23 protein-coding genes are annotated in these 24,605 nt (G+C 69.8%); 13 read left to right on the top strand and 10 right to left on the bottom strand.

Annotated elements, in window-relative coordinates:
- Positions 1 to 412 precede the first annotated feature (412 nt).
- The 3 genes from HZ992_RS07620 (at position 413) to HZ992_RS07610 (ending at position 4,191) form a co-directional block, all read left to right on the top strand.
- Entirely contained in the window at positions 413 to 1,321 is a 909-nt protein-coding gene (locus tag HZ992_RS07620; RefSeq protein ID WP_209386066.1) for a Tim44 domain-containing protein, read from the top strand.
- 12 nt (positions 1,322 to 1,333) lie between these two features.
- Positions 1,334 to 2,095: an SDR family NAD(P)-dependent oxidoreductase gene (locus HZ992_RS07615; protein ID WP_209386065.1), complete on the top strand. Its 762-nt coding sequence runs from the start codon at positions 1,334 to 1,336 to the stop codon at positions 2,093 to 2,095.
- A 62-nt stretch (positions 2,096 to 2,157) separates the two neighbouring features.
- Entirely contained in the window at positions 2,158 to 4,191 is a 2,034-nt protein-coding gene (locus HZ992_RS07610) for a S9 family peptidase (protein ID WP_209386064.1), read from the top strand.
- Between the two features lie 8 nt (positions 4,192 to 4,199).
- On the opposite strand, the gene HZ992_RS07605 is transcribed toward HZ992_RS07610, so the two are convergent.
- Together HZ992_RS07605 and HZ992_RS07600 are read right to left on the bottom strand one after the other, a co-directional pair.
- On the bottom strand, positions 4,200 to 4,352 hold the full coding sequence (locus HZ992_RS07605; RefSeq protein WP_209386063.1) for a DUF3149 domain-containing protein: 153 nt from the start codon (positions 4,350 to 4,352) through the stop codon (positions 4,200 to 4,202).
- Between the two features lie 66 nt (positions 4,353 to 4,418).
- Positions 4,419 to 5,162: a 2OG-Fe dioxygenase family protein gene (locus HZ992_RS07600; RefSeq protein WP_209386062.1), complete on the bottom strand. Its 744-nt coding sequence runs from the start codon at positions 5,160 to 5,162 to the stop codon at positions 4,419 to 4,421.
- A gap of 63 nt (positions 5,163 to 5,225) precedes the next feature.
- Between HZ992_RS07600 and HZ992_RS07595 the strand changes: the two genes are divergently transcribed.
- Both HZ992_RS07595 and HZ992_RS07590 read left to right on the top strand, forming a co-directional pair.
- A complete protein-coding gene (locus HZ992_RS07595) occupies positions 5,226 to 5,372 on the top strand; it encodes a hypothetical protein (RefSeq protein WP_209386061.1) in 147 nt (48 codons plus the stop codon).
- A 217-nt stretch (positions 5,373 to 5,589) separates the two neighbouring features.
- Positions 5,590 to 6,114, top strand: a complete 525-nt coding sequence (locus HZ992_RS07590; protein ID WP_209386060.1) for a porin family protein — start codon at positions 5,590 to 5,592, stop codon at positions 6,112 to 6,114.
- A 4-nt stretch (positions 6,115 to 6,118) separates the two neighbouring features.
- Here HZ992_RS07590 and HZ992_RS07585 read toward each other — a convergent pair whose 3' ends face one another.
- The 4 genes from HZ992_RS07585 to HZ992_RS07570 all read right to left on the bottom strand — a co-directional run bounded on the left by HZ992_RS07585 (position 6,119) and on the right by HZ992_RS07570 (position 8,863).
- A complete protein-coding gene (locus tag HZ992_RS07585; protein WP_209386059.1) occupies positions 6,119 to 7,141 on the bottom strand; it encodes a methionine synthase in 1,023 nt (340 codons plus the stop codon).
- A 41-nt stretch (positions 7,142 to 7,182) separates the two neighbouring features.
- Positions 7,183 to 7,419, bottom strand: a complete 237-nt coding sequence (locus tag HZ992_RS07580) for an RNA-binding S4 domain-containing protein (RefSeq protein WP_209386058.1) — start codon at positions 7,417 to 7,419, stop codon at positions 7,183 to 7,185.
- Complete coding sequence (locus tag HZ992_RS07575; protein WP_209386057.1) at positions 7,416 to 8,417, bottom strand: LLM class flavin-dependent oxidoreductase; 1,002 nt, start codon at positions 8,415 to 8,417, stop codon at positions 7,416 to 7,418. The genes HZ992_RS07580 and HZ992_RS07575 overlap by 4 nt, the downstream gene beginning before the upstream one ends.
- 71 nt (positions 8,418 to 8,488) lie before the next feature.
- Entirely contained in the window at positions 8,489 to 8,863 is a 375-nt protein-coding gene (locus HZ992_RS07570; RefSeq protein WP_209386056.1) for a hypothetical protein, read from the bottom strand.
- Positions 8,864 to 9,215: 352 nt separating this feature from the next.
- Between HZ992_RS07570 and HZ992_RS07565 the strand changes: the two genes are divergently transcribed.
- The 3 genes from HZ992_RS07565 (at position 9,216) to HZ992_RS07555 (ending at position 13,727) form a co-directional block, all read left to right on the top strand.
- Positions 9,216 to 9,425 (top strand): cold-shock protein, encoded by a 210-nt coding sequence (locus tag HZ992_RS07565; RefSeq protein WP_209386055.1) that lies wholly within the window; start codon positions 9,216 to 9,218, stop codon positions 9,423 to 9,425.
- Positions 9,426 to 9,570: 145 nt separating this feature from the next.
- Positions 9,571 to 10,608 (top strand): NADP-dependent oxidoreductase, encoded by a 1,038-nt coding sequence (locus HZ992_RS07560; RefSeq protein WP_209386054.1) that lies wholly within the window; start codon positions 9,571 to 9,573, stop codon positions 10,606 to 10,608.
- A 110-nt stretch (positions 10,609 to 10,718) separates the two neighbouring features.
- Positions 10,719 to 13,727, top strand: a complete 3,009-nt coding sequence (locus HZ992_RS07555; protein ID WP_209386053.1) for a hybrid sensor histidine kinase/response regulator — start codon at positions 10,719 to 10,721, stop codon at positions 13,725 to 13,727.
- Positions 13,728 to 13,744: 17 nt separating this feature from the next.
- Here HZ992_RS07555 and HZ992_RS07550 read toward each other — a convergent pair whose 3' ends face one another.
- From HZ992_RS07550 to gorA, 4 genes are all read right to left on the bottom strand, one after another.
- Complete coding sequence (locus tag HZ992_RS07550) at positions 13,745 to 15,814, bottom strand: M3 family metallopeptidase (protein WP_209386052.1); 2,070 nt, start codon at positions 15,812 to 15,814, stop codon at positions 13,745 to 13,747.
- Positions 15,815 to 15,856: 42 nt separating this feature from the next.
- Positions 15,857 to 17,809: an LTA synthase family protein gene (locus HZ992_RS07545; RefSeq protein WP_209386051.1), complete on the bottom strand. Its 1,953-nt coding sequence runs from the start codon at positions 17,807 to 17,809 to the stop codon at positions 15,857 to 15,859.
- Positions 17,810 to 17,916: 107 nt separating this feature from the next.
- Entirely contained in the window at positions 17,917 to 18,402 is a 486-nt protein-coding gene (locus HZ992_RS07540; RefSeq protein ID WP_209386050.1) for a hypothetical protein, read from the bottom strand.
- 30 nt (positions 18,403 to 18,432) lie between these two features.
- The gene (gene gorA, locus HZ992_RS07535) at positions 18,433 to 19,785 is read right to left on the bottom strand and encodes a glutathione-disulfide reductase (RefSeq protein ID WP_209386049.1); all 1,353 of its coding nucleotides are present in this window, start codon (positions 19,783 to 19,785) and stop codon (positions 18,433 to 18,435) included.
- Positions 19,786 to 19,842: 57 nt separating this feature from the next.
- On the opposite strand from gorA, the gene HZ992_RS07530 reads away from it, so the two are divergent.
- The 5 genes from HZ992_RS07530 to HZ992_RS07510 all read left to right on the top strand — a co-directional run bounded on the left by HZ992_RS07530 (position 19,843) and on the right by HZ992_RS07510 (position 24,602).
- The gene (locus tag HZ992_RS07530; RefSeq protein ID WP_209386048.1) at positions 19,843 to 20,934 is read left to right on the top strand and encodes an oxidoreductase; all 1,092 of its coding nucleotides are present in this window, start codon (positions 19,843 to 19,845) and stop codon (positions 20,932 to 20,934) included.
- A 44-nt stretch (positions 20,935 to 20,978) separates the two neighbouring features.
- Positions 20,979 to 21,509 (top strand): SRPBCC family protein, encoded by a 531-nt coding sequence (locus HZ992_RS07525; RefSeq protein ID WP_209386047.1) that lies wholly within the window; start codon positions 20,979 to 20,981, stop codon positions 21,507 to 21,509.
- A gap of 80 nt (positions 21,510 to 21,589) precedes the next feature.
- Complete coding sequence (locus HZ992_RS07520; protein WP_209386046.1) at positions 21,590 to 22,144, top strand: YaeQ family protein; 555 nt, start codon at positions 21,590 to 21,592, stop codon at positions 22,142 to 22,144.
- Between the two features lie 23 nt (positions 22,145 to 22,167).
- Positions 22,168 to 22,443 (top strand): GNAT family N-acetyltransferase, encoded by a 276-nt coding sequence (locus HZ992_RS07515; RefSeq protein WP_209386045.1) that lies wholly within the window; start codon positions 22,168 to 22,170, stop codon positions 22,441 to 22,443.
- Positions 22,444 to 22,508: 65 nt separating this feature from the next.
- Positions 22,509 to 24,602 (top strand): prolyl oligopeptidase family serine peptidase, encoded by a 2,094-nt coding sequence (locus tag HZ992_RS07510; RefSeq protein WP_209386044.1) that lies wholly within the window; start codon positions 22,509 to 22,511, stop codon positions 24,600 to 24,602.
- The last annotated feature ends 3 nt before the right edge of the window (positions 24,603 to 24,605 follow it).

Raw genomic sequence — 24,605 nt, 5'->3', positions numbered from 1 at the left:
CCTGTGTTTCGCAGGGCATGCGCGAGCGCACGCCGTTCGGCCCCGCGCGGCGCACGGGGTACGGACAAGGCGGAAACGGGCGCGGCGCGAGGGGCCGCGGCTCAGGTCAGGATTCGAACAGCTCGAAGGGAAGAAACCCGAGGCGCGTCAGGCGGCGGCCACTGAGGGGGCAAGGTCAATCGTCTTCATTGCGCGTCTCCTCAGGCTCGGGTGGATCGGTGGCCAAGGAGGGCTTGGCCGGCGAAGGCGGTCAGTGTGGCACGCGAGAAGCACAGGGTCAATCGGCAGCGTGGCTTGCAATGCACGCCGTCCGCCCCATCTTCGGCCAGGGCTTTGGCACACGCGCCAGCCCCTGTGCGTATCATCCGCGCGCCCCTTGTTGGATTGACCTGCCCGAAGGATTGACGACACCATGAAACGCTGGCTCCTCGCTCTCTCGCTCGCCCTGTGCTCGCTCGCCCTGCTGCCTTCGGTGGCCGACGCCAAGCGCCTGGGGGGCGGCGGCAGCGCCGGCCTCAAGCGCGACCTGCCGGCACGCAGCACGCCCGACTCGCTGCCGGCCAAGCCGGCGCAGAACGCCGCCACGCCTTCGCCGGCGGCGCCCGCGGCAGCCGCCGCAGCGGCGCCAAAGCGCTCGTGGATGGGCCCGATCGCCGGCCTGGCCGCGGGCCTGGGCCTGGCCGCGCTGGCCAGCCACTTCGGTTTCGGCGATGAACTCGCCAACATCATGATGATCGCGCTGCTGGCGATGGTCGCCGTGTTCGTGGTGCGTCTGCTGATGCGCCGCTTCGCGTCGAACCGCACCGCCCCCGCCGGCATGCGGCTGGCGGGCGCCGGCGCACCGCTGCCGGCCGACACCACGACCTGGCGCACGGCGCAGGCCCAGCCCGCAACCACAACCGCGACGGCGATGGCACCGGTGACGGCAGCATCGGGCCACGTTCCGGCCGACTTCGATGCCGCCGGCTTCGAGCGCATCGCCAAGATGATCTTCATCCGCATGCAGGCCGCCAACGACAGCGCCGACCTGAACGACCTGCGCGCCTTCACCACGCCGGAACTGTTCGCCTCGATCCGCCTGGACTTGCAGGAGCGCGGCAACACGCCGCAGCAGACCGACGTGGTGCAGATCGACGCCGAGGTGCTCGACGTGGCGCAGGAGACCGAGCGCCAGGTCGTCAGCGTCCGTTTCCATGGCCTGGTGCGCGAATTGCGCGACAGCGGCGCGACGCCGTTCGACGAGGTGTGGCACCTGGTGCGTCCGCTGGACGGCAGTCGCGAGTGGGCCATCGCCGGCATCCAGCAGATGGCTGCGGCCTGAGCGCCTGAGCCGGTGGCCGCGCAGCTCTACATCCTCACCGGCCATTCGAGGGGCATGGGCGAGGCCATCGCGGCCCGCCTGCTGGTGCCCGGCCACGTGGTGATCGGCCTGTCGCGGCGCACGAACGAGGCGCTGGCGAACCAGGCCGCGGCGCGTGGCGCCACGCTGGAACAGTGGTCGGTGGACCTGGCCGAAGCGCTGCCTGCCGCACAGCGGCTGCGCGACACGCTGGCCTCCTTCGACACGCAGCGCTTCGAGCGCGCCGTGCTCATCAACAACGCCGGCGCGATCGATTCGCCGAGCGCGCTGCGCGATGCCGACCTCGCCGGCTTGGCCCGCACGCTGCGCATCGACCTGGAAGCCACCGCGCTGTTGTGCGCCGCCTTTCTCGACGCCACCCGGGCCTGGAGCGGCCAGCGCCGCGTGCTCAACATCTCCTCGGGGCTGGGTCGCCGGGCCATGGCCAGCAGCGCCGCCTACTGCGCCGCCAAGGCCGGCATGGACCACCTGACGCGCTGCCTCGCCCTCGAGGAAGCGCTGGTGCCCAATGGCGCCCGCGTCCTCTCGCTGGCCCCCGGCGTGATCGACACCGACATGCAGGTGCAGTTGCGCTTGGCCGATGCACAGGCCTTCCCCGACCGCGAGCGTTTCGTCGCGCTGCAGCGCGAAGGCCAGCTCACCAGCGCCGATGCGGCCGCGGCGCGCGTGCTGGCCTGCCTGGAACGGCCCGACTTCGGCGACCCGCCGATCGGCGACGTGCGCGAACTGGCCTGATCTCGCGAGGCGCGGGCGAATGGCGCCAGAATGCGCAGCCTCGTCCGCCTGAACTCGACCCGATGCGCCGCCTCGCCCTGACCGTACCGACCCTGCTGTTCGTGGCCTGCGCGGCGCTGCCGCCGGCGCCGCCGCCGCTTCCTGCCGCAGCCCCGGCCGCTCCCGCCGCCGAGGCAGTGGTGGTGCCGAACCCGAACCTGGTGCTGCAGGACATCCCGCCCATCCCGGCAGCACTGGCGCAGCAGGTGGCGCGCTACACCGACTTCCGCGGCCACGGCTTCCTCGAGTGGCACCCGACACGCCGCGAGATGCTGGTCACGCACCGCAAGGCGGGCGGCAGCACGACGCAGCTCTTCCGCGTCACGGCGCCGATGGCCGAGCCCGAGGCGCTGACCGACTTCTCCGAGCCGGTGCGCGTCGCCAGCTGGGAGCCGCAGCGCGGCGAGTACCTGGTGTTCGAGCGCAGCAACGGCGGCGACGAGGCCGACCAGGTCTACCGGCTCGACGTCGCCGATCGCCAGGTGACGCTGCTGACCGACCCGACCGAGCGGCACGAGATCCAGGGCTGGCTGCACAAGAGCAGCCAGCTGCTCGTCGGCTCGGTGCCGCTGGACCGCACCGCGCAGGGCGGCAGCCGCGAGAAAATCCGGCAGACGCTCACGCTGATCGACCCGGCGAATCCGGGCCAGCGCCGCAAGCTGGCCGAACTGCCCGGCACCGGCTGGGGCGTGGGAGGTGTGTCGTGGGACGACCGGCGCGTGGCGCTGACGCGCTACATCTCGGCCACCGAGTCGCAGCTGTGGTTGCTCGACCTTCGCAATGGCAAGACCCGGCAGTTGCTGCCGGCCCCCGGCAGCAAGCGCAAGGCGAGCTTCCTCGCGGCCGGCTTCAAGCGCGACAACAGCGGCATCTGGCTGGTGACCGACCGTCACGGCGAGTTCAGGCAGCTCGCGCTGTACGACCTCGGCCGGCGCCGCCTGCTGCCGGTGTCGCGCCACGTGGCCTGGGACGTCGACCAGATCGGCGCCTCGCGCGACGGCCGCCTGCTCGCCGCGCAGGTGAACGTCGACGGGCGCAGCGAGGTGCGCCTGTTCGATGCCCGCTCGCGCAAGGAGCGGCCGGCGCCGGCGCTGCCGCCAGGCGGTGTGCGCGCGCTCGGCTTCCATCCGCAGGCGGGCGAACTCGCCTTCTCGCTCGACAGCGCCAAGGGCCCGGGCGAGGTGTGGTCGCTCGACCCGAACGCCGCGAAGGGTGCTGCGCCCGTGCAATGGACTCGCGCGCTCGCTGCGCCCGGCGTGGACCCGCAGGCCTTCGGCGACCAGCAGATCGTGCGCTGGAAGAGTTTCGACGGCCGCGGCATCTCCGGCCTGCTGAGCCTGCCGCCCGAGCGCTTCGGCGGCAAGCGGCCGGTGCTCATCGACATCCATGGCGGCCCCGAAGGGCAGGCCGAGGTCGGCTTCATGGGCCGCTACAACCACTTCGTCGAAGACCTGGGCATCGCCATCGTGCAGCCCAACGTGCGCGGCTCGTCGGGCTACGGCAAGACCTTCCTCGCGCTGGACAACGGCATGAAGCGCGAGGATTCGGTGAAGGACATCGGCGCCCTGCTCGACTGGATCGCCACGCAACCGCGCCTGGACGCGTCACGCGTGGTGGTCAGCGGCGGCAGCTACGGCGGCTACATGAGCCTGGCGGTGGCGGCGACCTACCCGCAGCGCATCGCCGGTGCGATCGACGTGGTGGGCATCTCCAACTTCGTGACCTTCCTGCGCAACACCGAGAGCTACCGGCGCGACCTGCGCCGGGTCGAATACGGCGACGAGCGCGATCCGGCGATGCGCGCCTTCCTGGAACGCATCTCGCCGCTGACGAACGCCTCGCGCATCACCCGCCCGCTGCTCGTGGTGCAGGGCCGCAACGACCCGCGCGTGCCCTACACCGAGGCCGAGCAGATCGTCGAGAAGGTGCGCGCCAACGGCACGCCGGTGTGGTACCTGCGTGCCGAGAACGAGGGGCACGGCTTTCGCCGCAAGGAAAACGCCGACTTCCAGTTCTACGTGACGACGCTGTTCCTGCAGCAGACGCTGCTGAAGTAGCAGCGCGGCTACTTGCGCGCCGCGCGCTCGCGCGCCTCATCCTCGTGCATGTGCTTGAGGAAGTAGCGCACGTAGAAGGCGCCCATGCCGAGCATGAACAGGATCACCGCCGCGCTCATCAGGCCGTAGTCGGTGGAGAAGAAATCGGTGAACGCACGCATGAGTGGCTCCTTCTTGTGAATGAAGGCAGTCTCCCCCTGATGCCCTCAGGGGTGTTTTGCGCCGCGTCAACCTGCTGCCGGATCCTGGAAGCCATGCGCGCGGAAGGTCAGCACCAGCGTGTCGCGGTGGCCGCCGGCGGCAGCGGGCTGGATCGGCGTGGTCTCGTGCACCACGCGTTCGTCGTCGAGCAGCAGCGTGGTCCACGGCTGGGTGAGCGTGAAGCGCAGGCCCGCGGGGCCGTCGGCCTCGAAGATGCGCGTCTCGCCGCCCTTCACGCCCTCGCGCGAAACCAGGATCACAGCGACGAAGTCGACCCCGTCGCGGTGCGCGCCTTCGGGCGTGGGCCGGCCGATGCCGTCGGTGGTGTCGATGCGGAACTGATGCGCCTCGACGTACCAGGGCTGGGTGCCCTTGATCGCGGAGCACGCAGTGGCCAGCGACACGATGAGCCGCGGCCAGGCCGGAGCCGCCACCAATGCCGGCTCCAGCGGCTCGAACCAGCGCTCCAGACCGCCGTGCAGCGCGTTGTACGACACCGGCTGCCAGTGCGCGCGGTGCGGCACCTGCAGCAGGGCCTCGCCGGTGGCCACGAAGCTGCCATGCCGCCGCCGCCGGTAGCGGCCACCGTCGCGCAGGTAGGCATCGGGCGGCAAACGCTCCCACGACGGCAGCCAGGCGGCGAGCGAGTCGAGATCGAGGCAGGCGAGCTGGGCCAGGCCCGAGGGCGAGAGCGCGGCATGGCCCCGCGAGCGCAAGGTGTCGGTGAGTGCGTCGGGCGACGTGATGGGTGGTGCGAGCAAGGAGGTCATCCCCGAATGATGCCCGCATCGCTCGGGCGTATGCTGCGGCTCCATCACAAGAGGAGACCTGCCATGACGCTGTGCCCCGTTGCCCTGGCCGTCGGTTGCGCCAAGTGCCCTGCCTTCTCGGTCTGCCCGCTCAAGACCACGCTGGGCGATCAGCCGAAGGCCGGCAGCGCCGAGCCGAAGAAGCCGGGCTCGAACAAGCCCAAGTCCTGACCCGACCCGGGCACGGTGCGTGCCCACGCCGGCCTTGGAGGGCCGCACGACCGTGCGGTTCCGTGCCGCAATGGCAGCCGCAATGCCTTTCACCCGGCGTTACCTGCCAGGACACTACTTCACTCACGGAGAACACCCGCTTCACGCCCTCGGGGCAAGGTGTGCATGCCGGTGGCGACATCGCTGCCGGCATTCACCAAAGAAACGGAGTTTCTCCATGAAGAAAATCGCCAATGCTCTCGTGTGTGTGTCCCTGCTCGGCGCGGCCGCCGCTCAGGCCGAAGGTCTTTCCATCGGTGGCAGCCTCGGCAACTCGCGTGTCCAGAGCGACAACCTGGGCAGCGCAGCGACGGTCGACCGCTCCTCCACCGGCGGCAAGCTCTACGGCGGCTATGCATTCACGCCGAACTTCGGCCTCGAGGCGGGTTATGCGCGCCTGGGCAAGTTCAGCAACAGCGCGGGCGACGTGAAGGCCGACGGGTTCTACGCCGACGCCGTGGGCACCTTTCCGCTGGGCAACGGCTTCTCGGCTCTGGGCCGTGTCGGCCTGTTCAACGGCAAGCTCGACAGCAGCACCGCGGGCAGCGACCGCGGCACGAGCTACAAGGTCGGCGCCGGCGTGCAGTACGACTTCGACAAGCAGCTCGGCGTGCGCGGCGAATGGGAGCGCTACCGCTTCGACGCGCTGGGCAGCAAGTCCAACGCCGACATGTACTCGGTCGGCCTGAACTACAAGTTCTAGCCGCCTAGGCGCCGTAGCGCTGGCGCGCGAGTTCTGCTCCGCGTGCCAGCGCCTGCAGCTTCTTCACCGCGACCTCGCGGCTCATCGGCGCGAGGCCACAGTTCGTGCAGGGGAAGAGGCGTTCCTTCGGCACGAACTGCAGCGCGCGGCCGATGGTGTCGGCGACCTGCTCGGGCGTCTCGATCTCGGCCGAGGCCACGTCGATCACGCCGACCATCACGTCCTTGCCGGCCAGCAGCGCCATCAGCTCCGGCGGCACGTGCGAGTGGAAGCACTCCAGCGAGACCTGGTCGATGCGGCTCTTCGCCAGCGCCGGGAACACCAGCTCGTACTGCCGCCATTCCTCGCCCAAAGTGTTCTTCCAGTCCATGTTGGCCTGGATACCGTAGCCGTAGCAGATGTGCACGGCGGTCTTGCACTTCAGGCCCTGCGCGGCGCGCTCCAGTGCAGCCACGCCCCAGTCGGCCGCGTCCTTCATGTAGACATTGAAAGCCGGCTCGTCGAACTGGATGATGTCGATGCCATCGGCCTCGAGCGCGAGTGCCTCCTGGTTGAGCAGTTCGGCGAACGCGAAGGCCAGCTTGACCTTGTCGCCATAGAAGCGGTCGGCCACGGTGTCGACGATGGTCATCGGCCCGGGCAGCGTGAACTTCAGCGTGTGCTTCGTGTGGGCGCGCGCCGCCTGCGCCTCCAGCGCATGCACGCGGCCCGCCAGGCGCAGCGGCGCCACCACCTGCGGCACCATGGCGTCGTAGCGGTTGTTGCGGATGCCCATCTTCACCTTGTGCTCGAAGTCGATGCCTTCGACGCGCTCGACGAAGCCGTGCACGAAATGCTGGCGCGCCTGCTCGCCGTCGCCGACGATGTCCAGGCCGGCGTCTTCCTGTTCCTTGATGGCCAGCAGCGTGGCGTCGCGCTTGGCGGCGTCGAGCTCGGCACCGGCGACGCGCCATTGCGGCCACAGCTTCTCGGTCTCGGCGAGCCACGCGGGCTTGGGCAGGCTGCCCGCGATGCAGGTTTCGAACATGGTCGAGGTCTCGGTGAAGTCAGACCCCGATGCTGCCCGCTTCAAGGCGGCGGCGCATCGGGATCGGCCATGACGCGCACGCGCGTGCCGGTCACCGCCACCACCTGGCCCGCGCGGATCTTGCAGGTCTTGCGCAGCTCGTCGCGGCCGTCCACCTGAACCCGACCGTCGGCCACCATGGCCTTGGCGGCGCCGCCGCTGCCGGCCAGGCCGGTGGCCTTGAGCAGGGCATCGAGGGTGATGTACTCGCCGCGCAGCAGAAAGTCGATCGTGTTCATGCGCCCGCCTCGGCTTCGAGGCCGAACTCTCTCGCCAGCAGCGCATACGAGTTCCGCCGCACTTCGCTGTGGAACGACCAGCTGTTGATCACCAGTTCGTCGAGCTCCAGTTCGGCGGCCAGAGCGCGAAGCCGCCCCGACACCTCGGCCACGGCGCCGACGAAGGCCTTGGCGCGCATCGCCTCCAGCGCGGCGGCGTCCTCGGCGCGAAAGCCGCGTTCGGCGATGCGGTCCGGGTCCTGCAGCGGGCCGAGTTCGCCTCGCATCCGCGCCATGCGCCAGTGCTCGCGGCTCATCGCGTGGTGGCGTGCGTCGTCGCCGCGTTCGGCCACCAGCGCCCACACGCAGATGGTGGCCTGCGGCGTCGGGTGCCGCTCGCTCGGCCGGTACAGGCTGCGGTAGAGCTCCAGCGCGCGTTCGACGCCCTGCCCGTCGGTGAAGAAGTAGGCGAAGGCATAGGGCAGGCCAAGGTGCGCGGCCAGCTGCGCGCCGTAGTCCGAACTGCCCAGGATCCAGACCTCCGGTGCGTGCGGTCCGAGCGGATGCGCGGTGAGGCCACGGTGCGAAGCCTGCGAGGTCCAGGCCTGGAGGTCGCGGACCTGCTCCGGAAAGTGCTCGGCCGCACCGTAGGCGTTCGGGTTGAGCGCCTGCGCGATGCGCATGTCGCCTCCGGGGGCGCGACCCACGCCGAGGTCGATCCGCCCGGGTGCCAGCGCTTCCAGCACGCGGAACTGTTCTGCCACCTTCAGCGCGCTGTAGTGCGGAAGCATGACGCCGGCGCTGCCGATGCGGATGCGCCGCGTGCGTGCAGCGATGGCCGCCATCAGGATCTCCGGGGCCGAGCCGACGATGCTCGGCAGGCCATGGTGCTCGCTCAGCCAGAAGCGTGCGTAGCCCAGCGCTTCGGCATGCGCGGCCAGCGACAACGTGTCGCGGATGGCCGCGTCCTGGCCCTGGCCTTCGAGGGCGATGGATTGGTCGAGGACGGACAGGCGCATGAATGAAGACGGGGCCGCTGGGGCCCCGAGCTTGGCACATCCGACGACGACATGCGGGGACGGATGTGCCCTCAGTCGTCGTGGCCGCGGCCCTTGCCATGGCCTTTGCCATGGCCACGCCGCGGCTCGTACTCGCCGGACTTCACGAAATACACCGGCCGCGCGCAGGCATCGTAGCGATGGCAGTGCCTGGACCAGTTCTTCGCATGCCCCGGCGGCACATGCAGGTACACCGGCTGGACGACCACGGGTCGCGGCTGTCGCACGATCACCACCGGCTGTGGGTACAGCACCGGCGGCGGCGGCGCGTTGCCGAAGTCGACGCGACCGTACACGCCGGGGCTGATCTCGCCCCCTACGCTGACATGGATGGTCGGTTCGCCGGCGGCGGCATGCAGGCTGGCCAGCGACAGCGCAGCCACGGTGATCAGGCTCTTGAACATCATGGTGAGATCTCTTTCCGGAAGTGTGGCGGGCCTTCCCGCCTCCAATCCGGAAGCATCCCACAGCGACGACCGCAAAGTCCTTCGTGATGTGACCGCCGCACAGTTGGTGACCATGCCGCACGCGCATTCGTGGCGCAGGTCACGATCAGTCCACACGGCCTCTGTCGTGTCGTGTACATTACAGGACACAGTTATACGCAAGTCTCGATTGTTCGTGATCTCCATCCTTCCACTGCGTCCCACGCAGTCGGCATCGCTAGAAATCCCCTTCTCGTCGCTTGAGTGTGCTGCGTGCGCCGGCACTGCCGTGCTTTATGTTCTTCATTTTTGATTGATAGATAGGAATACGTCCATGACGACCCAAACCGGTACCGTGAAGTGGTTCAACGAAGCCAAGGGCTATGGCTTCATTGCGCAAGACGCTGGCGGTGCCGACCTGTTCGCCCACTTCCGCGACATTCAAGGCAATGGTTTCAAGACCCTGGCCGAGAACCAACGCGTCGAGTTCGAAGTCAAGCAAGGCCAGAAGGGCCTGCAAGCGGCGAACATCCGCCCGCTGTGACCGCAGGGCTTCGGCCCGCGAAAGAAAGCCGCGGCTCCGACCGCGGTTTTTTTTCGTCCGCACAATCCCGCGAGGCGTCACCCAGGCGACGCCGCGGCCCGCAGCGCACACCTAACATCCGCGCTCTTCGTCAGGAGTGAACCCCATGCAGGACCTCGCCACCACCGTGAACCAACAGATCCGCCTGGCCGCCCGCCCGGTGGGCCTGCCCAAGGACAGCGACTGGAAGTTCACCAGCGAGCCGGTGGCGCTGCCCGGCGATGGCGGCGTGCTCGTGCGCACCCTGTCGCTGTCGCTCGACCCCGCCATGCGCGGCTGGATGAACGAAGGCAAGAGCTACATCCCGCCGGTGGGCATCGGCGAGGTAATGCGCGCCGGCGGCATCGGGGTGGTGGTCGCATCGAAGAACCCGGCTTTCGCGGTGGGCGACCGTGTCAGCGCCGGACTGGGCGTGCAGGGGTATTGCCTGATCCCGGCTGGCGAGATCAAGCGCAGCGGCATCGTGAAGATCGACCCGCGCCTGGGTACCGACACGCAGTGGCTCAACGTGCTGGGCATGCCCGGCATGACCGGCTACTTCGGCCTGATGGACGTGGGCCAGCCGAAAGCAGGTGAGACGGTCGTCGTCTCCGGCGCGGCCGGTGCCGTGGGCCAGACCGTGGGCCAGCTCGCGAAGATCAAGGGCTGCCGCGTCGTAGGCATCGCCGGCGGTCCGGACAAGTGCCGCTGGGTGGTCGACGAGCTCGGCTTCGACGCCTGCATCGACTACAAGTCCGGCAGCGTCCGCGACGGCCTCAAGCAGCACTGCCCGGACGGCGTGGACATCTACTTCGACAACGTCGGCGGCGACATCCTCGACCACGTGCTGGCGCGCATCAACCGGAAGGCACGCATCGTCATCTGCGGCGCCATCAGCCAGTACAACAACACGACGCCGGTGCAAGGCCCGAAGAACTACCTCTCGCTGCTGGTCAATCGCGCGCGCATGGAAGGCATCGTCGTGTTCGACTACGCCGATCGCTACGCCCTCGCCGTGGCCGAGATGGCCGGCTACCTGAAGGATGGCCGCATGAAGAGCAAGGAAGACGTGGTCGAAGGCCTGGCCAGTTTCCCGGCCACGTTGCTGAAACTGTTCAACGGGCAGAACTTCGGCAAGCTGGTGCTGCAGGTCGCCGCAGAGTAGGTCGGAGTTCGCGTTCGGCGCCCGCTGCATCGCTGTCCCGCGTCGTAGACTCGCCGCGTGAATCGCGGCAGCACGGCATCATCTTCTTCGCTCATCGTTCGAGACGGCCCATGACTGCGTCGGTTTCCCCCGGTCCGCAGCTGCTCGCGGCCTGGCTCGAGCTGTCACGCGACCTGCTCGCCCTGTCGTCCGCCGACGGACGCTTGCTCGCGTGCAACGCGGCGTTTCGCGAACGTTTCGACGTTCGCGAGGGCGATCGCATCACCTCGCTCGACCCCACCGGCGCGATGGCCGGCGCGCTCGGTGCCGAAGGATTCACGAGCACCGAGCTGCATCTGCAGGGGGGCTGGTTCCGCGTCCAGGCACGCCGCACCGACGAGGGCCTGGCCTGGGTGCTCGAGGATGTCGGCGAGCGCCGCACGCAAGCCGCCGAAGCGGCCCGGCTTCGCGAACAGCTCGACATCGCCCAGGAGTTCGGCCGCCTCGGCCTGTGGGAGCGAGACGTCGCCACCGGGCGCGGCCACTGGGACCGCCACGTGTTCGCCTTCTGGGGACTCGATCCGGCGCAAGGCACGCCGAGCCTCGAGGAGGCCACGCGCCGCATCCATCCGGAGGACCACTTCACCGGCACCTACGGCCAATCGATGGCGGCGCCGGGGCGCTATGCGCAGCATTACCGCGTGCTGCGGCCGGACGGCTCGGTGCGCCGCATCCATTCGCAATGGGAGGTGAAGGCCGCATCGGACGGAAGCGCCGAGCGTGTCGTTGGCGTCATGATGGACGACACCCAGATCTACGATCTGGCCCGATCGCTGGGCGACGCCAGCGCGCAACTGCGGCTTGCCGTCGAACTCGCCGATATCGGCATCTGGCGCCACGACCTGCTCTCCAACCGCATGCACTACAACGATCGTGCCTACGCGGTGCTGGGCATCCCAGCTCGGCCCGACGGGCTGTCGATCGAGGAGGTTCGCTCCTACATCCACCCGGATGACCTGCCCGAGGTGCTGGCATCGGCTCAGCGTGCCCTCGCCTCCGACCGACCTACCGACATGCAGGCACGATACCGGCGCAGCGACGGCAGCTGGCGCCATGTGCTGACGCGCCGCGTCGTGCAACGTGCCCCGGACGGCAAGCCGCTGGCCTTTCTCGGCGTGGCACTGGATCTCACCGAGCAGGTGGAGCGACAGCGAGAGGCCAGCGAGCTTGCGCTGCGTCTGGAGATCGCCACGGGCGCGGCCGGCCTGGGCATCTGGAGCCGCGACCCCGAGACCGAGTCGGGCGAATGGAACCCGCAGATGTTCGAGCTCAGCGGCTGGCCGCCGGAGCGCGGCACGCCGAGCCGCACGCAGTGGGTCGAGGAGATCATCCATCCCGACGATCGCCTGCGCATGCGCACGGCCCGCAACGAGCTGCTGGCTTCGCCCGACGCCACCGTCGAGCACGAGTACCGGATCGTCCGGCCGGGCGGCGAGGTGCGCTGGCTGGTCAATCGCGCGCGCCACCGCAACTGGAACGGCAAGACCATGATCTTCGGCGTGACGCTGGACATCACCGACCGCCGCCTGGCCGAGCAGGCCCTGCGCAGCGCCGATCAGCGCGCCGCGCTGGCTGCGCGCAGCGCCGGCATCGGCACCTGGGAGGTCGACTTCGAGACGCAGGCCGAGCGCTGGGACGAACAGATGTTCCGTCTGCGCGGCCTGGCCCCGCGCCAGCACCCGCCGCAGCGCGTCGAGCGGCTGGCCCTGCTTCACCCTGACGATCGCGAGCGCAACGTCGACGCCTCTGCGCAGGCGATGCGCGACCGCTGGCCGCTGCGCTACGAGTTCCGCGTGCTGCTGCCCGATGGCAGCGTGCGCTGGCTGGCCTCGCGCTCGATCGCCGTCACCGACGACCAGGGCCGAACCTTGCGGCGCATCGGCGTCAACTGGGACGTGACCGACGCGAAGGAAGCGGAGGCTGCGCGCCAGCAGACGGCCGTGGCCGAACGGGCCAGCCAGGCCAAGTCGCAGTTCCTCGCACGCATGAGCCATGAACTGCGCACGCCGCTGAATGCCGTGCTCGGCTTCACGCAGCTGCTGCAGGTCGAGGAACCAGACCCGGCGCGCAGCGCCAAGCTCGGCCACATCCGTTCGGCCGGCGAGCACCTGCTGACGCTGATCGACGGCGTGCTCGACCTGTCCAGCCTCGAGTCCGGCAGCCTGCGGCTCGATCCGCGGCCGGTCGAACTGGCCGGGCTGGTCGGGCAGGCCATCCCGCTCGTGGCCGCGCTGGCGCAGCGCCAGGGCGTGCGGCTGCTGCCGGGCGAGGTCGACGGCGTGGCCCACGCCGATCGCACTCGAACACTGCAGGTGCTGGTGAACCTGCTCACCAACGGCATCAAGTACAACCGGCCCGGCGGCGAAGTGCGCATCTCGGCGGGTGCGCATGGCGACGAGGTTCGGCTGACCGTCAGCGACACCGGCCGCGGCATGAGCGCGGCGCAGCTCGATCGGCTGTTCGAGCCCTTCAATCGCCTGGGCGCCGAGCGCGACGGCATCGAAGGCACGGGCATCGGCATGACGATCGTGAACGCCCTGGTCAACGGCATGGGCGGTCGCATCGAGGTGCGCAGCACGCCCGGTCTGGGCAGCCATTTCGAAGTCACACTGCCCGGCGCCGAGCCCGGCATGGGCAGCGGGCAGTCGGTCGACGATGAGCACAGCGCGCCGATGCGATTGCAGGGCCAGCGAGGCCAGATCCTCTACATCGAGGACAACCCGGTGAACGTCATGCTCGTCGAGGAGCTGGTGCGCGGCCTGTCCGGGCTGGACATCGCCAGCGAGACGACCGGCACGGCGGGCGTGGCGCGCGCCGCGTTGTTGCAGCCCGACCTGGTGCTGGTGGACATGCAGTTGCCCGACTTCGACGGCTTCGAGGTGCTGCGTCGCCTGCGCTCGCAGCCCCAGACGGCGCAGATCCCCTGCGTGGCGCTGTCGGCCAACGCGATGCCCGAGGACATCGAGCGCGCGCTGCAGGCCGGCTTCGCCGACTACTGGACCAAGCCGATCGACTTCAAGCAATTCCTCGGTGCGCTCGAGGCGCGCTTTCCGCAGAGCACGGGCACGCTCGCGCGCTGAGCGCAGCGGGCCCGCGGTCAGGCGCCTTCGGGCACCAGCCCCTTCTTGCGCAGCATCGGCTCCACCGTCGCCTCGCGGCCACGGAAGGCACGGTAGGCCGCTCGGGGCTCCAGCGAATCGCCGGCCGAGTAGATGAACTGCTGCAGCCGCTGCGCCACGGCCGGGTCGAAGGGATTGCCGGCCTCGGCGAAGGCATCGAAGCCGTCGGCATCGAGCACCTCCGCCCACAGGTAGACGTAGTAGCCGGCTGCGTAGCTGGAGCCCGAGAACAGGTGCTGGAAGTGCGGCAGCCGGTGGTTCAGGCCCACGCCCGCCGGCAGGCCCATGCGCTGAAGTTCTGCTCCTTCGAACTCGCCGATGTCGACGCCGTCGTGCGAGGTCTGCGCGTGCACCGCCATGTCGAGCAGCGCCGAGGCGGTGTAGCGCACCGTCTCATAGCCCTGGTTGAAGCGCCGCGCCGCATGCAGCTTGGACACCAGTGCGTCGGGAATCGCCTCGCCGGTGCGGTGGTGGCGCGCGTGCTTCTTCAGCACCTCCGGCTCGGTCAGCCAGTGCTCGAACAGCTGCGACGGCAGCTCGACGAAATCGCGCAGCACGTTGGTGCCCGACAGGCGCTCGTAGGTCACGCTGGACAGCAGGCCGTGCAGGCCGTGGCCGAACTCGTGGAACAGCGTGCGCGCATCGTCGAAGCTCAGCAGCGTGGGCTCGCCGGGCGCGCCCTTTGCGAAGTTGTTGTTGTTGACGACGATCGGCGTCACTGCGCTGCCGCCGGCGGTGTTGCGCGACTGCTGGCGGTAGTTGCTCATCCAGGCGCCGCTGCGCTTGCTCGGCCGCGCGAAGTTGTCGTGCAGGAACACGCCGATCTGCGTGCCGTCGCGGCCGCGCACCTCGTAGACCTTCACGTCCGGGTGGTAGGCGCGGATCTCGGGCCGCGCCACGAAGCTCAGGCCGAACAGGCGGTTCGCGCAATCGAACACTGCCTCGACCATGCGGTCGAGCGGGAAGTAGGCCTTGACCACCGACTCGTCGAGGTCGTAGCGCAGCGCGCGCACCTTCTCGGCGTAGTAGCGCCAGTCCCAGGCATCGACCTGCAGCGACTCGCCACGCGACAGCACCAGCGCCTGCAGCGCGCTGCGCTCGTCTTCGACGCGGGCCTGGGCGCGCGTCCACACCTGCTGCAGCAGCTGGCTGACGGCGGCCTGCGTGCCGGCCATGGTGTCGGCCAGCGCGTAGTCGGCGTAGCTCGCGTAGCCATGCGCACGCGCCTGCTCGTTGCGCAGCGCCAGGATCTCGCGGGCCACCGGGCGGTTGTCGGTGGCGCCATCGTGCTCGCCGCGGCTGGTCCAGGCGCGCCAGGCCTGCTCGCGCAGATCACGCCGGTCCGAGAAGGTCAGGAAGGGCACGATCAGGGAGCGCGACAGCGTGATCACGTGCGCGTCGGGCACACCACGATCGAGCGCGGCCTGTCGCGCCGCGGCGCGCACGAAATCGGGCAGGCCGGCGAGCTCGGATTCGTCGCGCAGCACCAGCCGGTAGGCCGATTCGTCGGCCAGCACGTTCTGGCCGAAGCGCGTCGTCAGTTCGGCCAGGCGCTCCATCACCTGCCCATAGCGCTGCTGTGCCGCGCCGGCGATGCGCGCGCCGGATCGGACGAAGTCGAAATGAAAGCGGTCCAGTAGCCGGCGCTGCTCGGGCGTCAGGCCGAGTTCCTCGCGGCGCGCATGCAGCGCATCGATGCGTGCGAACAGGCCGCGGTGCATGTAGATCGCGTTGCTGTGCGCGGCCAGCTGGGGAGCGAGTTCGCGCTCGACCTGCTGCAGCGCCGGCGAGGTCTCGCTCGCCGCGAGGTTGTGGAACACGCCCTCGACGCGGTAGTAGGCGCGGCCGCTGCGGTCCAGCGCGGCAATGGTGTTTTCGAACGTGGGAGCGTCCGCTTGCGCGGCGATCGCCTCGATCTCGGCCAGGTGGGCCGCGCGCGCCGCCCCGAAAGCCGGCGGGAAATGCTCGGCGCGGATGCGGTCGAAAGGGGGCAGGCCGTAGGGGGTGTCCCAGGGCTGCAGCAGCGGGTTGCTGTCGGCGCTCGTCATGGCGGCTTCTCGGCGGTGTGAGAAGCCGGGATTCTAGGAGCCTCAGCGTTCCTTGGGCGGCGGTGGGGGCTCGAAGCGCCGTGACGAAAACCGCTGCGCGGCGGCCTGATAGAAGGCGATGCCCTCGTCCAGCGCTTCCTGCGCATGCTCGGTGCTGGGCTTGCTGCCGTCCACGCCAGTGACGCGGGTGCCCTGCTTGGGCCGCAATTCGACCTGCATCCCTTCGCCGACGAAGCCCACCGTCTGGTAGTTGGCCATGAACAGCGAGGGCGCCGGCCCGCCGTCACGCAGCACGTCGCGGCCGAAGAACTCCGACACGTAGGGCACATTCAGCCAGCCGAGCAGCGTGGGCGCCACGTCGATCTGCGAGGACAGCGCGTCGACGCGCCTGGGCGCGATCTTGCCGGGTGCGTACATCACCATCGGGATGTGATAGCGCTCCATCGGCAGGTCGCTGCGGCCGCGCGCGATCGAGGTGTGGTCGGCCACGAAGACGAACAGCGTGTTGTCGAACCAGGGCCGCTGGCGCGCCTTCTCGACGAACTGGCCGATGGCGAAGTCGGTGTACTTGACAGCACCGTCGCGACCGGTGCCCGAAGGGATGTCGATGCGGTCGGCCGGGTAGGTGTAGGGCCGGTGGTTGGAGGTGGTCATCACGTGGGCGAACACCTTCTTGCCGGCGGCCGCGCGGGTGTCGATCTCGCGCAGTGCGAGGTCGAACAGGTCTTCGTCGGCCACGCCCCAGATGTTCTCGTGGTGGATGTCCTTCTTGTCGATCGCGGTGCGGTCGATGACGGTGTAGCCGTTGCCGCCGAAGAAGCTGGCCATGTTGTCGAAGTAGCTGTAGCCGCCGTACAGGTACAGCGCCTCGTAGCCCTTGTCCTTGAACACGCCGCCGATCGTGAACAGGCCGCTGTTGTTGGGCCGCATCGGCACGGCGTGGCCCGGCGTGGGCGGCACGGACAGCGTGAGCGCCTCCAGGCCGCGCACGGTGCGCGTGCCGGTGGCATACATGCGCTCGAAGAACAGGCCCTCGCGGCCCAGCCGCTCGAGGTTGGGCGTGAGCCCGCGTGCGCCGCCCAGGCTCTCGACGAACTCGGCCCCCAGGCTCTCGATGGACACCATGACGACGTTCATCCCGCGCTGCGGCCCGTCCGGGATGACCTCGCGGCGAATCGGCATCTCGGGGGTGGCCATCAGGCGGTAGTGCGCCGGGTCGGCAAAGCGGCGCTGCAGGATCGCATTCACCTGCGCCTGCGGCAGCGTCGCGTAGAAGCGCTGGTAGTCGATCTGGTTGTAGCGCACGGCGTGGAAGAACTCCCACACGCCGTTGCCGGCCACCTGCACCAGTTGCGGCTGGCCGAGGCGGTCCTTCCAGCCGGTATTGACGCCGGCAGTCACGGCCACGGCCACAGCCACGTACAGAGCCGCGTGCCCGCTGCGCCGCCAGAGCCCGGGCGCCGGCTCCAGGGCCGCGCGGCGCATGCGCCGGGCCAGGGCCAGCGTCAGCAGCAAGGTGGCCACGCCGATGCCGGCGAACAGTGGCGTCAACCGGTAGGACTCGCGGATGTTGCCGATCACCTCGCGGGTATAGAGCAGGTAGTCGACGGCGATGAAGTTGAAGCGCGAGGCGAACTCGTTCCAGAACACGAACTCCGCGACGCTGACGAACACCAGACCGCCGATCAATGCCGCCGTCAGCACCAGCGCCACGATGCCCAGCGCGGATCGGGCGCGGGCGGCGGGCCACCACCAACCCAGCAGCACCAGGGGCAGACACCACCACAGCGCCACCGCCACGTCGTAGCCCAGGCCGAGCAGCACGGCCGGGCCCAGGCGCAAGGGCTCGAACAGCGAGGTATCGGCATTGAAGGCCGCAAGACCGAGCCGGGTCAGCGCACTGACGACCACGAAAGCCACGAAGAGCGGCCCGGCCAGGGCCAGGCGGCCCGCGGTGGGTGCTGTGCGTTGAGCTTGAATGGGCGTTTCGGTCATGGGCTTGAGTGGCGGCGAACCCTCTGGGGGGATCGTCGGTGCACTCTAGCCATGCCCGCTTAAGCAGAGCTTGTCTTCTCTCACGAAACCAGCCGTGTTGACGAGTGTCACTTGCCGTTGCGAATGGCGGCTTCGTCGAGCTCGTCGAAGCGGCGGTTGTCGCATCTCTGGGTAAACCCTGCCCGATCCTCGCCCAGCGCGGTCAGCCGGGCATTGAATTCGCTGGTGCGGGCCTCGAAGGCATCGATCGCCTTGTCGCGCTCAAGGGCATTGGCACGGTACTGCTCGATCGCCTCGACGCTGGTGCGGTCCAGTGCCGCGAACTGGGCTTTGAGCTCCTCGCCCTGGCGCACCAGCTCGGCCTTCTCCTTCTGAAGCTGCTCGCGGTCGGCGGCGGCGGTGTCGCTGCCGCTCTTGATGCGCCCCTGCAGCGCGAGACATTCGCGCAGTTCGGCGCGCGTGAGCAAGGGCCCGACGGCCTTGCCCGAACCGAACATGCCCAGCCGCAGCTTGTCACCCGGCGCAGCGGCTGCCTGCGGCAGGGTGGCGGCGCAGAAGCTCAGGCTCAGGCCGAGGGCGACAACAAGTCTCATGGCAGCTCAGGTCAGTGCGAACGGGCGCCATCATGCCACCGGCTCGCGCAGCGTCACGAACTCCTCCGCCGCGCTGGGGTGGATACCGATGGTGGCGTCGAACTGCGCCTTGGTCGCGCCGGCCTTCAGGGCCACCGCAAAACCCTGCACCACCTCGCCGGCCTCGTCGCCCACCATGTGCAGGCCGACCACCCGGTCGGTGGCAGCGTCGACCAGCAGCTTCATCAGCACCCGCTCCGGGCTGCCCGACAGCGTGTGCTTGAGCGGCTTGAACTCGGTGCGGAACACCTTCACCGCGGCGTACCGCACTCGTGCCTGGGCCTCGGTCAGGCCGACGGTGGCCACGTTCGGATGGGTGAACACGGCGGTCGGCACGAGCTCGTAGTCGATGCGGCGGGCGCCGCTGCCGAACAGCCGGTCGACCAGCACCATCGCCTCGGCCAGCGCTACCGGCGTGAGCTGAAGGCGGTCGATCACGTCGCCGACCGCGTGCACGCCGGGTACCGAAGACTCGAAGGCCTCGTCGACGACGATCGCGCCTCGTTCGTCCAGGCGCACGCCCAGCGCCTGCAGGCCCAGCCCGGCCGTGTTGGGGCGGCGGCCGGTGGCCTGCAGCACAGTGTCGGCAGCCAACGTGCTGCCGTCGCTGAGCGTGAGCTTCAGTGCGTCGCCGGCACGCTCGATCGACGCCGGCCGCACGCCGGTGCGCAGCTCGACGCCGTGCTGCGCCATCTGCCGGGCGAGAAAGCCACGCACGTCTTCGTCGAAGCCGCGCAGGATCTGATCGCCGCGAACGAGCTGCGTCACCCTGGCCCCCAGGCCGCGGAAGATGGACGCGAACTCGCAGGCGATGTAGCCACCGCCGACCACGACCAGATCGCGCGGGAACTGGGGCAGGTCGAACATCGCGTCGGAGGTGACGGCCAGTTCGCCGCCAGGGTACTCCGGCACCACCGAGTGGCCGCCGGTGGCCACGAGCACACGCTGCGTTGCATGCTCGACACCGTCGACGAGCACCGTGCGCGGCGAGCCGAGCCGCGCGCGGCCGTGCAGGATCGTCACGCCGGCATCGCGCAGCAGCTTCTCGTAGACGCCGTTCAGGCGGGCGATCTCGCGCGCACGGTTGGCCTTGAGCAGCGACCAGTCGAAACGCGCCTCGCCGGGCGTCCAGCCGAAGCCGCGCGACTGCTCGAAAGCATCGGCGAAGTGCGCCGCGTGGCTGTACAGCTTCTTCGGGATGCAGCCCAGGTTGACGCAGGTGCCGCCGAGTGCGCCGCTCTCGGCCACCGCGACACGCGCGCCACGCTGCGCGGCCATCCGCGCGGCACGCACGCCACCGCTGCCGGCGCCGATGACGAACAGGTCGAAGGGGGTCGAGCTCATGCGTCGCTCCGCAGTCCGGCGCGACAATGCGCCGACCGCATCTTGCCGCACCCCGCCATGCCCCCACCCGCCCTGCGCGTCGGCCTGATCGGCTACGGCTACGCCGCCCGGACCTTCCATGCACCGCTGATCGCCGGCGTGCCGGGGTTGGAACTGGCCGCCGTGTCCAGCCGCGACGCCGCGCGCGTGCACGCCGACTGGCCGGCGGTCGAGGTGCTTGGGGATGCGCACGCGCTCATCGCGCGCGCCGACCTCGACCTGGTGGTGATCGCCAGCCCCAACGACAGCCACCATTCGCTCGCTCATGCCGCGCTCTCGGCGGGCCGCAACGTGGTCGTCGACAAGCCTTTCACGCTGACGCTGGCGCAGGCGCGCGAGCTGACGGCGCTGGCGCAGGCGCGCGGGCGGCTGCTGTCGGTGTTCCACAACCGGCGCTGGGACAGCGACTTCCTGACGCTGCGGGCGCTGATCGAGCGGGGCGAGCTCGGGCGCATCGTGCACCTCGAGTCGGCGTTCGACCGCTATCGCCCGGTGGTTCGCGATCGCTGGCGCGAGTCGGCGGCGCCGGGCGCGGGGCTGTGGTTCGACCTCGGGCCGCACCTGCTCGACCAGGCGCTGCAGCTGTTCGGCACGCCGCAGGCGATCGCGCTCGACCAGGCGGTGCTGCGCGACGGCGGCCACTCCGACGACTGGTTCCAGGCCCGGCTGCGCTACCCCGGGCGGCGCGTGGTGCTGCGCGCCAGCCTGCTGGCCGCCGCCGCCTCGCCGCGCTTCGTGGTGCACGGAACGCAGGGCAGCTGGGTCAAGCAGGGCCTGGACCCGCAGGAAGAGGCACTGAAGGCCGGCGCGCGCCCGGCCTGGCCGGCAGCGCCCGGCTGGGGCGTGGACCGGCAGGCCAGCCTGCTGACGCGCGCCGGTGCCGACTCGCTGCGCACCGAGCCGCTGCCCTTGAGTCGCGGCTGCCACGGCGCCTACTACGCCGCGCTGCGCGACGCGTTGCAGGGCCTGGGCGACAACCCGGTGCCCGCGTCGCAGGCCTGTGCCGTGATGGGATGGCTCGAGCTCGGCCAGCGCAGTGCCCGTGAGGGCCGCGAGTGCGGTTCCGAGTCGCCGGAAGATTTCGATACATCCGGTATTGCCCCGCGCTGAGCCAGGGGGCAGACTGCGGCACCCCTCCAACGACAGGAGTCGCGATGAAGATCGTCAAGGCGCTGCTCGTGCTCATCCTGGTGCTCGCTGCCGTGCTCGTGCTCGGCGGCTTCCTGCTGTCGCCGAAGTTCTCGGTGGCGCGCAGCGTCTCGATCGCCGCGCCACCCGACAAGGTCTATGCGCTGGTGGTCGACCCGCGCCGCTGGAAGGACTGGACGGTGTGGAACCAGCGCGATCCGCAGATGCAGATGAGCTACAGCGGCCCGCCCAGCGGCGCGGGCGCGGCCTGGTCGTGGCAGAGCAAGACCGAGGGCGACGGTCGCATGACCTTCACCGCGGCCACGGCGCCCACCCGCGTCGACTACGAACTCTTCTTCCCCGACTTCGGCACCACCTCGACCGGCGACGTCAGCCTGGCACCCGAGGGCGCCGGAACGCGGGTGACCTGGCGCATCAACGGCGACATGGGCAGCAACCCGCTGATGCGCTGGTTCGCGCTGGGCGCCGACGCCATGATCGGCAAGGACTTCGCCGACGGCCTGGCGGGCCTGAAGACGCTGGCCGAGAAGCCCTGAGCGCGGCCGGCCCGCCGCGAAGGGCCCGCCGGGCGGAGCACGGGGCTCTGGTCTAATCGCGGCTTTGCGCCGCACCGCCCATGGCACTCAAGGCCACCATCTTCAAAGCCCGCGTGCAGCTCGCCGACATGGACCGAGGCATCTACGCCGACCATGCACTGACGCTGGCCCGCCACCCCTCGGAGACCGACGAGCGCATGCTGGTGCGCGTACTGGCCTTCGCGCTGAACGTGCCCGCCGACGACCACCAGGGCACGCTCGAGATGGGCAAGGGTCTGTCGGACGTCGACGAGCCCGAGCTCTGGCACCGCGACCTGACCGGCCGCATCCGCCACTGGCTCGAGATGGGCCAGCCCGACGACAAGCGGCTGCTGCGCGCCGCCGGCCGTGCCGACAAGGTCAGCGTCTACGCCTTTGCCGCGAGCACGCCGATCTGGTGGAACGGCATCGCGAACAAGATCTCGCGCGCCTCGAACATCGAGGTCTGGCAGATCGACGCGGCGCAGAGCCAGGCGCTGGCGGCGCTGGCTCAACGTACCATGCAGCTGCAGGTGACGGTGCAGGACGGCACCGCCTGGGTCGGCGACGGCGCCACCTCGGTGGAGGTGACGCCGGTGCGGCTGAACCCGCGCTGAGCCGCGTTCCACGGAGGCGAACCATGGGCATCCCGATCGAGCACGACGTTGCGCTGGGCCGCTTCAGCGCCACGGTGCACGGCCACCTGTGCGTGTGCGACTACCGGTTGCGCGACGGCGTTATGTTCATGACGCACACCGAAGTCGCGCCCGAACTCGAGGGCCAGGGCATCGCCGCGGCGCTGGTGCGCGCCGCGCTGGCCCATGCCCGCGAGCAGGGCCTGAAGGTGCGGCCGCTGTGCTCCTACGTGCAGGCCTACGTGCGCCGCCACCCCGAAGTGCAGAGCCTGCTGGGCTGATGATGACGAACCGACGAACCCTGACCTGCTGGCTGCTTTGCGCGCTGGCGACCGCCCTGACCCCGATGGCCATGTCCCAAGACAAACCCGCCGCAGCCGACGACGACCCGCACCTCTGGCTCGAGGAGGTGCAGGGCGACAAGGCCCTGGCCTGGGTGCGGGAACGCAATGCCGAAACGCAGAAGCTGCTCGGAGCCCGAGCGGACTTCGCGCCGACGCGCGAAAAGCTGCTCGCGGTGCTCAACTCGCAGGACCGCATCCCGGCCGTGTCGCGCCGCGGCGACTGGTTCTACAACCTCTGGCAGGACGCCACCCACAAGCGCGGCCTGTGGCGTCGCACCACGCTGGACGAATACCGCAAGGCCAGCCCGAAGTGGGAGACCGTGCTCGACCTCGACGCGCTGGCCGCCGCCGAGAAGGAGAACTGGGTCTGGGCGGGCGCCGAATGCCTCGGCCCCGACTACCGCCGCTGCCTGATCTCGCTGTCGCGCGGCGGCGCCGATGCGAAGGTGGTCCGCGAGTTCGACAGCGTGGCCAAGTCCTTCGTCGCCGGCGGCTTCGTGCTGCCCGAGGCCAAGTCCGACGTCGCCTGGGTGGACGCCGACACGCTCTACGTCGGCACCGATTTCGGCCCCGGCTCGATGACCGATTCGGGCTACCCGCGCATCCTCAAGCGCTGGAAGCGCGGCACGCCGCTGGCCGACGCGAAGACCGTGTTCGAGGGCCGGCGCGAGAACATCTGGGTCGGCGTGTCGGTAGACACCACGCCCGGCTTCGAGCGCACGCTGATCGTGCGCGCGCTCGACTTCTTCCGCCAGGAGCATTACCTGCTGCAAGGCGACGCGCTGGTCCGGCTCGAGGTGCCCGACGACGCCCGCGTCTCATTCATGCACAGTGCCGGCGTGGCCGGCGACACGCTGCTGCTCGAGCTGCGCAGCGACCTGAAGGCGGGCGAACGCCTGCATCCCAAGGGCTCGCTGCTGGCCGCCGACATGGCTGCCTACCTGAAGGGCGAGCGGCGCTTCCAGGTGCTGTTCGAGCCCACCGAGACGCGATCGCTGGCCGGCATCGCGCTGACGCGCAGCCATGTGCTGGTCAACATCCTCGACAACGTCACCGGCCGGTTGGAGGAATGGAAGCGAGACGCCAACGGGCGCTTTGCGCGCCGCGCCGTCGACGCGCCATCGCCCGGCAACCTCGGCGTGACCGGGCTGCACGACCCGCTCAGCCGCGACGATCCGCTGGCCGAGCAGTACCTGCTGAGCTATACCGACTTCCTCACGCCCGACTCGCTGCTGCTGGGCCGCAGCGGCAGCGACAAGCGCGACACGCTGAAGTCGCTGCCGGCCTCGTTCGACTCGGTCGGCATGCGCGCCGAGCAGCACTTCGCCACCAGCCGCGACGGCACGCGCGTGCCCTACTTCGTGGTCTGGCCGCGCGGCGCGAAAGCCGATGGCAACAACCCGACCCTGCTCTATGGCTATGGCGGTTTCCAGATCTCGCTGGAGCCCTGGTACTCGCGCGGTTTCGGTGCCGCCTGGTACCAGCGCGGCGGCGTGCTGGTGGTGGCCAACATCCGCGGCGGTGGCGAGTTCGGCCCGCGATGGCACCAGGCGGCGATGAAGGCCGACAAGCAGCGCAGCTACGACGACTTCATCGCCGTGGCCGAAGACCTGGTGCGCCGCAAGATCAGCAGCCCGCGCCACCTGGGCATCGAAGGCGGCAGCAACGGCGGGCTGCTGGTCGGCGCGGTGATGCTGCAGCGGCCGGAGTTGTTCAACGCCGTCGTCTGCCAGGTGCCGCTGCTGGACATGAAGCGTTTCCACAAGCTGCTTGCCGGCGCGAGCTGGGTGGCCGAGTACGGCAACCCCGAGCTGCCGGAAGAATGGGCGTGGATCTCGCGCTACAGCCCGTACCAGAACGTCCGGCGCGACGGCAAGTACCCGACGGCGCTGTTCACCACCTCGACGCGCGACGACCGCGTGCACCCCGGCCACGCACGCAAGATGGTGGCGCGGCTGAGAGAGTACGGCCACCCGGTGCTGTATTACGAGAACATCGAGGGTGGCCACGGCGGCGCCGCCGACAATGAGCAGCGCGCCACGCTGCAGGCGCTGGAGTTCACCTACCTGTGGCAGCAACTGTCGCGCGCCGACTGAACC

Origin of the sequence: Rhizobacter sp. AJA081-3 (assembly GCF_017795745.1) — a bacterium.
Lineage (GTDB): Bacteria > Pseudomonadota > Gammaproteobacteria > Burkholderiales > Burkholderiaceae_C > Piscinibacter.
Note: the sequence above shows the minus strand (reverse complement) of the source record. Positions and strands in the feature narration are given on the sequence as shown.

Coding starts and splice junctions, on each gene's coding strand:
- HZ992_RS07560 (WP_209386054.1), top strand. CDS start 9,571: ATGCAGGACCTCGCCACCACCGTGAACCAACAGATCCGCCTGGCCGCC.
- HZ992_RS07565 (WP_209386055.1), top strand. CDS start 9,216: ATGACGACCCAAACCGGTACCGTGAAGTGGTTCAACGAAGCCAAGGGC.
- HZ992_RS07575 (WP_209386057.1), bottom strand. CDS start 8,417: ATGCGCCTGTCCGTCCTCGACCAATCCATCGCCCTCGAAGGCCAGGGC.
- HZ992_RS07550 (WP_209386052.1), bottom strand. CDS start 15,814: ATGACGAGCGCCGACAGCAACCCGCTGCTGCAGCCCTGGGACACCCCC.
- HZ992_RS07585 (WP_209386059.1), bottom strand. CDS start 7,141: ATGTTCGAAACCTGCATCGCGGGCAGCCTGCCCAAGCCCGCGTGGCTC.
- HZ992_RS07530 (WP_209386048.1), top strand. CDS start 19,843: ATGCCCCCACCCGCCCTGCGCGTCGGCCTGATCGGCTACGGCTACGCC.
- HZ992_RS07620 (WP_209386066.1), top strand. CDS start 413: ATGAAACGCTGGCTCCTCGCTCTCTCGCTCGCCCTGTGCTCGCTCGCC.
- HZ992_RS07555 (WP_209386053.1), top strand. CDS start 10,719: ATGACTGCGTCGGTTTCCCCCGGTCCGCAGCTGCTCGCGGCCTGGCTC.
- HZ992_RS07580 (WP_209386058.1), bottom strand. CDS start 7,419: ATGAACACGATCGACTTTCTGCTGCGCGGCGAGTACATCACCCTCGAT.
- HZ992_RS07610 (WP_209386064.1), top strand. CDS start 2,158: ATGCGCCGCCTCGCCCTGACCGTACCGACCCTGCTGTTCGTGGCCTGC.
- HZ992_RS07605 (WP_209386063.1), bottom strand. CDS start 4,352: ATGCGTGCGTTCACCGATTTCTTCTCCACCGACTACGGCCTGATGAGC.
- HZ992_RS07515 (WP_209386045.1), top strand. CDS start 22,168: ATGGGCATCCCGATCGAGCACGACGTTGCGCTGGGCCGCTTCAGCGCC.
- HZ992_RS07570 (WP_209386056.1), bottom strand. CDS start 8,863: ATGATGTTCAAGAGCCTGATCACCGTGGCTGCGCTGTCGCTGGCCAGC.
- HZ992_RS07545 (WP_209386051.1), bottom strand. CDS start 17,809: ATGACCGAAACGCCCATTCAAGCTCAACGCACAGCACCCACCGCGGGC.
- HZ992_RS07595 (WP_209386061.1), top strand. CDS start 5,226: ATGACGCTGTGCCCCGTTGCCCTGGCCGTCGGTTGCGCCAAGTGCCCT.
- gorA (WP_209386049.1), bottom strand. CDS start 19,785: ATGAGCTCGACCCCCTTCGACCTGTTCGTCATCGGCGCCGGCAGCGGT.
- HZ992_RS07510 (WP_209386044.1), top strand. CDS start 22,509: ATGGCCATGTCCCAAGACAAACCCGCCGCAGCCGACGACGACCCGCAC.
- HZ992_RS07600 (WP_209386062.1), bottom strand. CDS start 5,162: ATGACCTCCTTGCTCGCACCACCCATCACGTCGCCCGACGCACTCACC.
- HZ992_RS07525 (WP_209386047.1), top strand. CDS start 20,979: ATGAAGATCGTCAAGGCGCTGCTCGTGCTCATCCTGGTGCTCGCTGCC.
- HZ992_RS07540 (WP_209386050.1), bottom strand. CDS start 18,402: ATGAGACTTGTTGTCGCCCTCGGCCTGAGCCTGAGCTTCTGCGCCGCC.
- HZ992_RS07590 (WP_209386060.1), top strand. CDS start 5,590: ATGAAGAAAATCGCCAATGCTCTCGTGTGTGTGTCCCTGCTCGGCGCG.
- HZ992_RS07520 (WP_209386046.1), top strand. CDS start 21,590: ATGGCACTCAAGGCCACCATCTTCAAAGCCCGCGTGCAGCTCGCCGAC.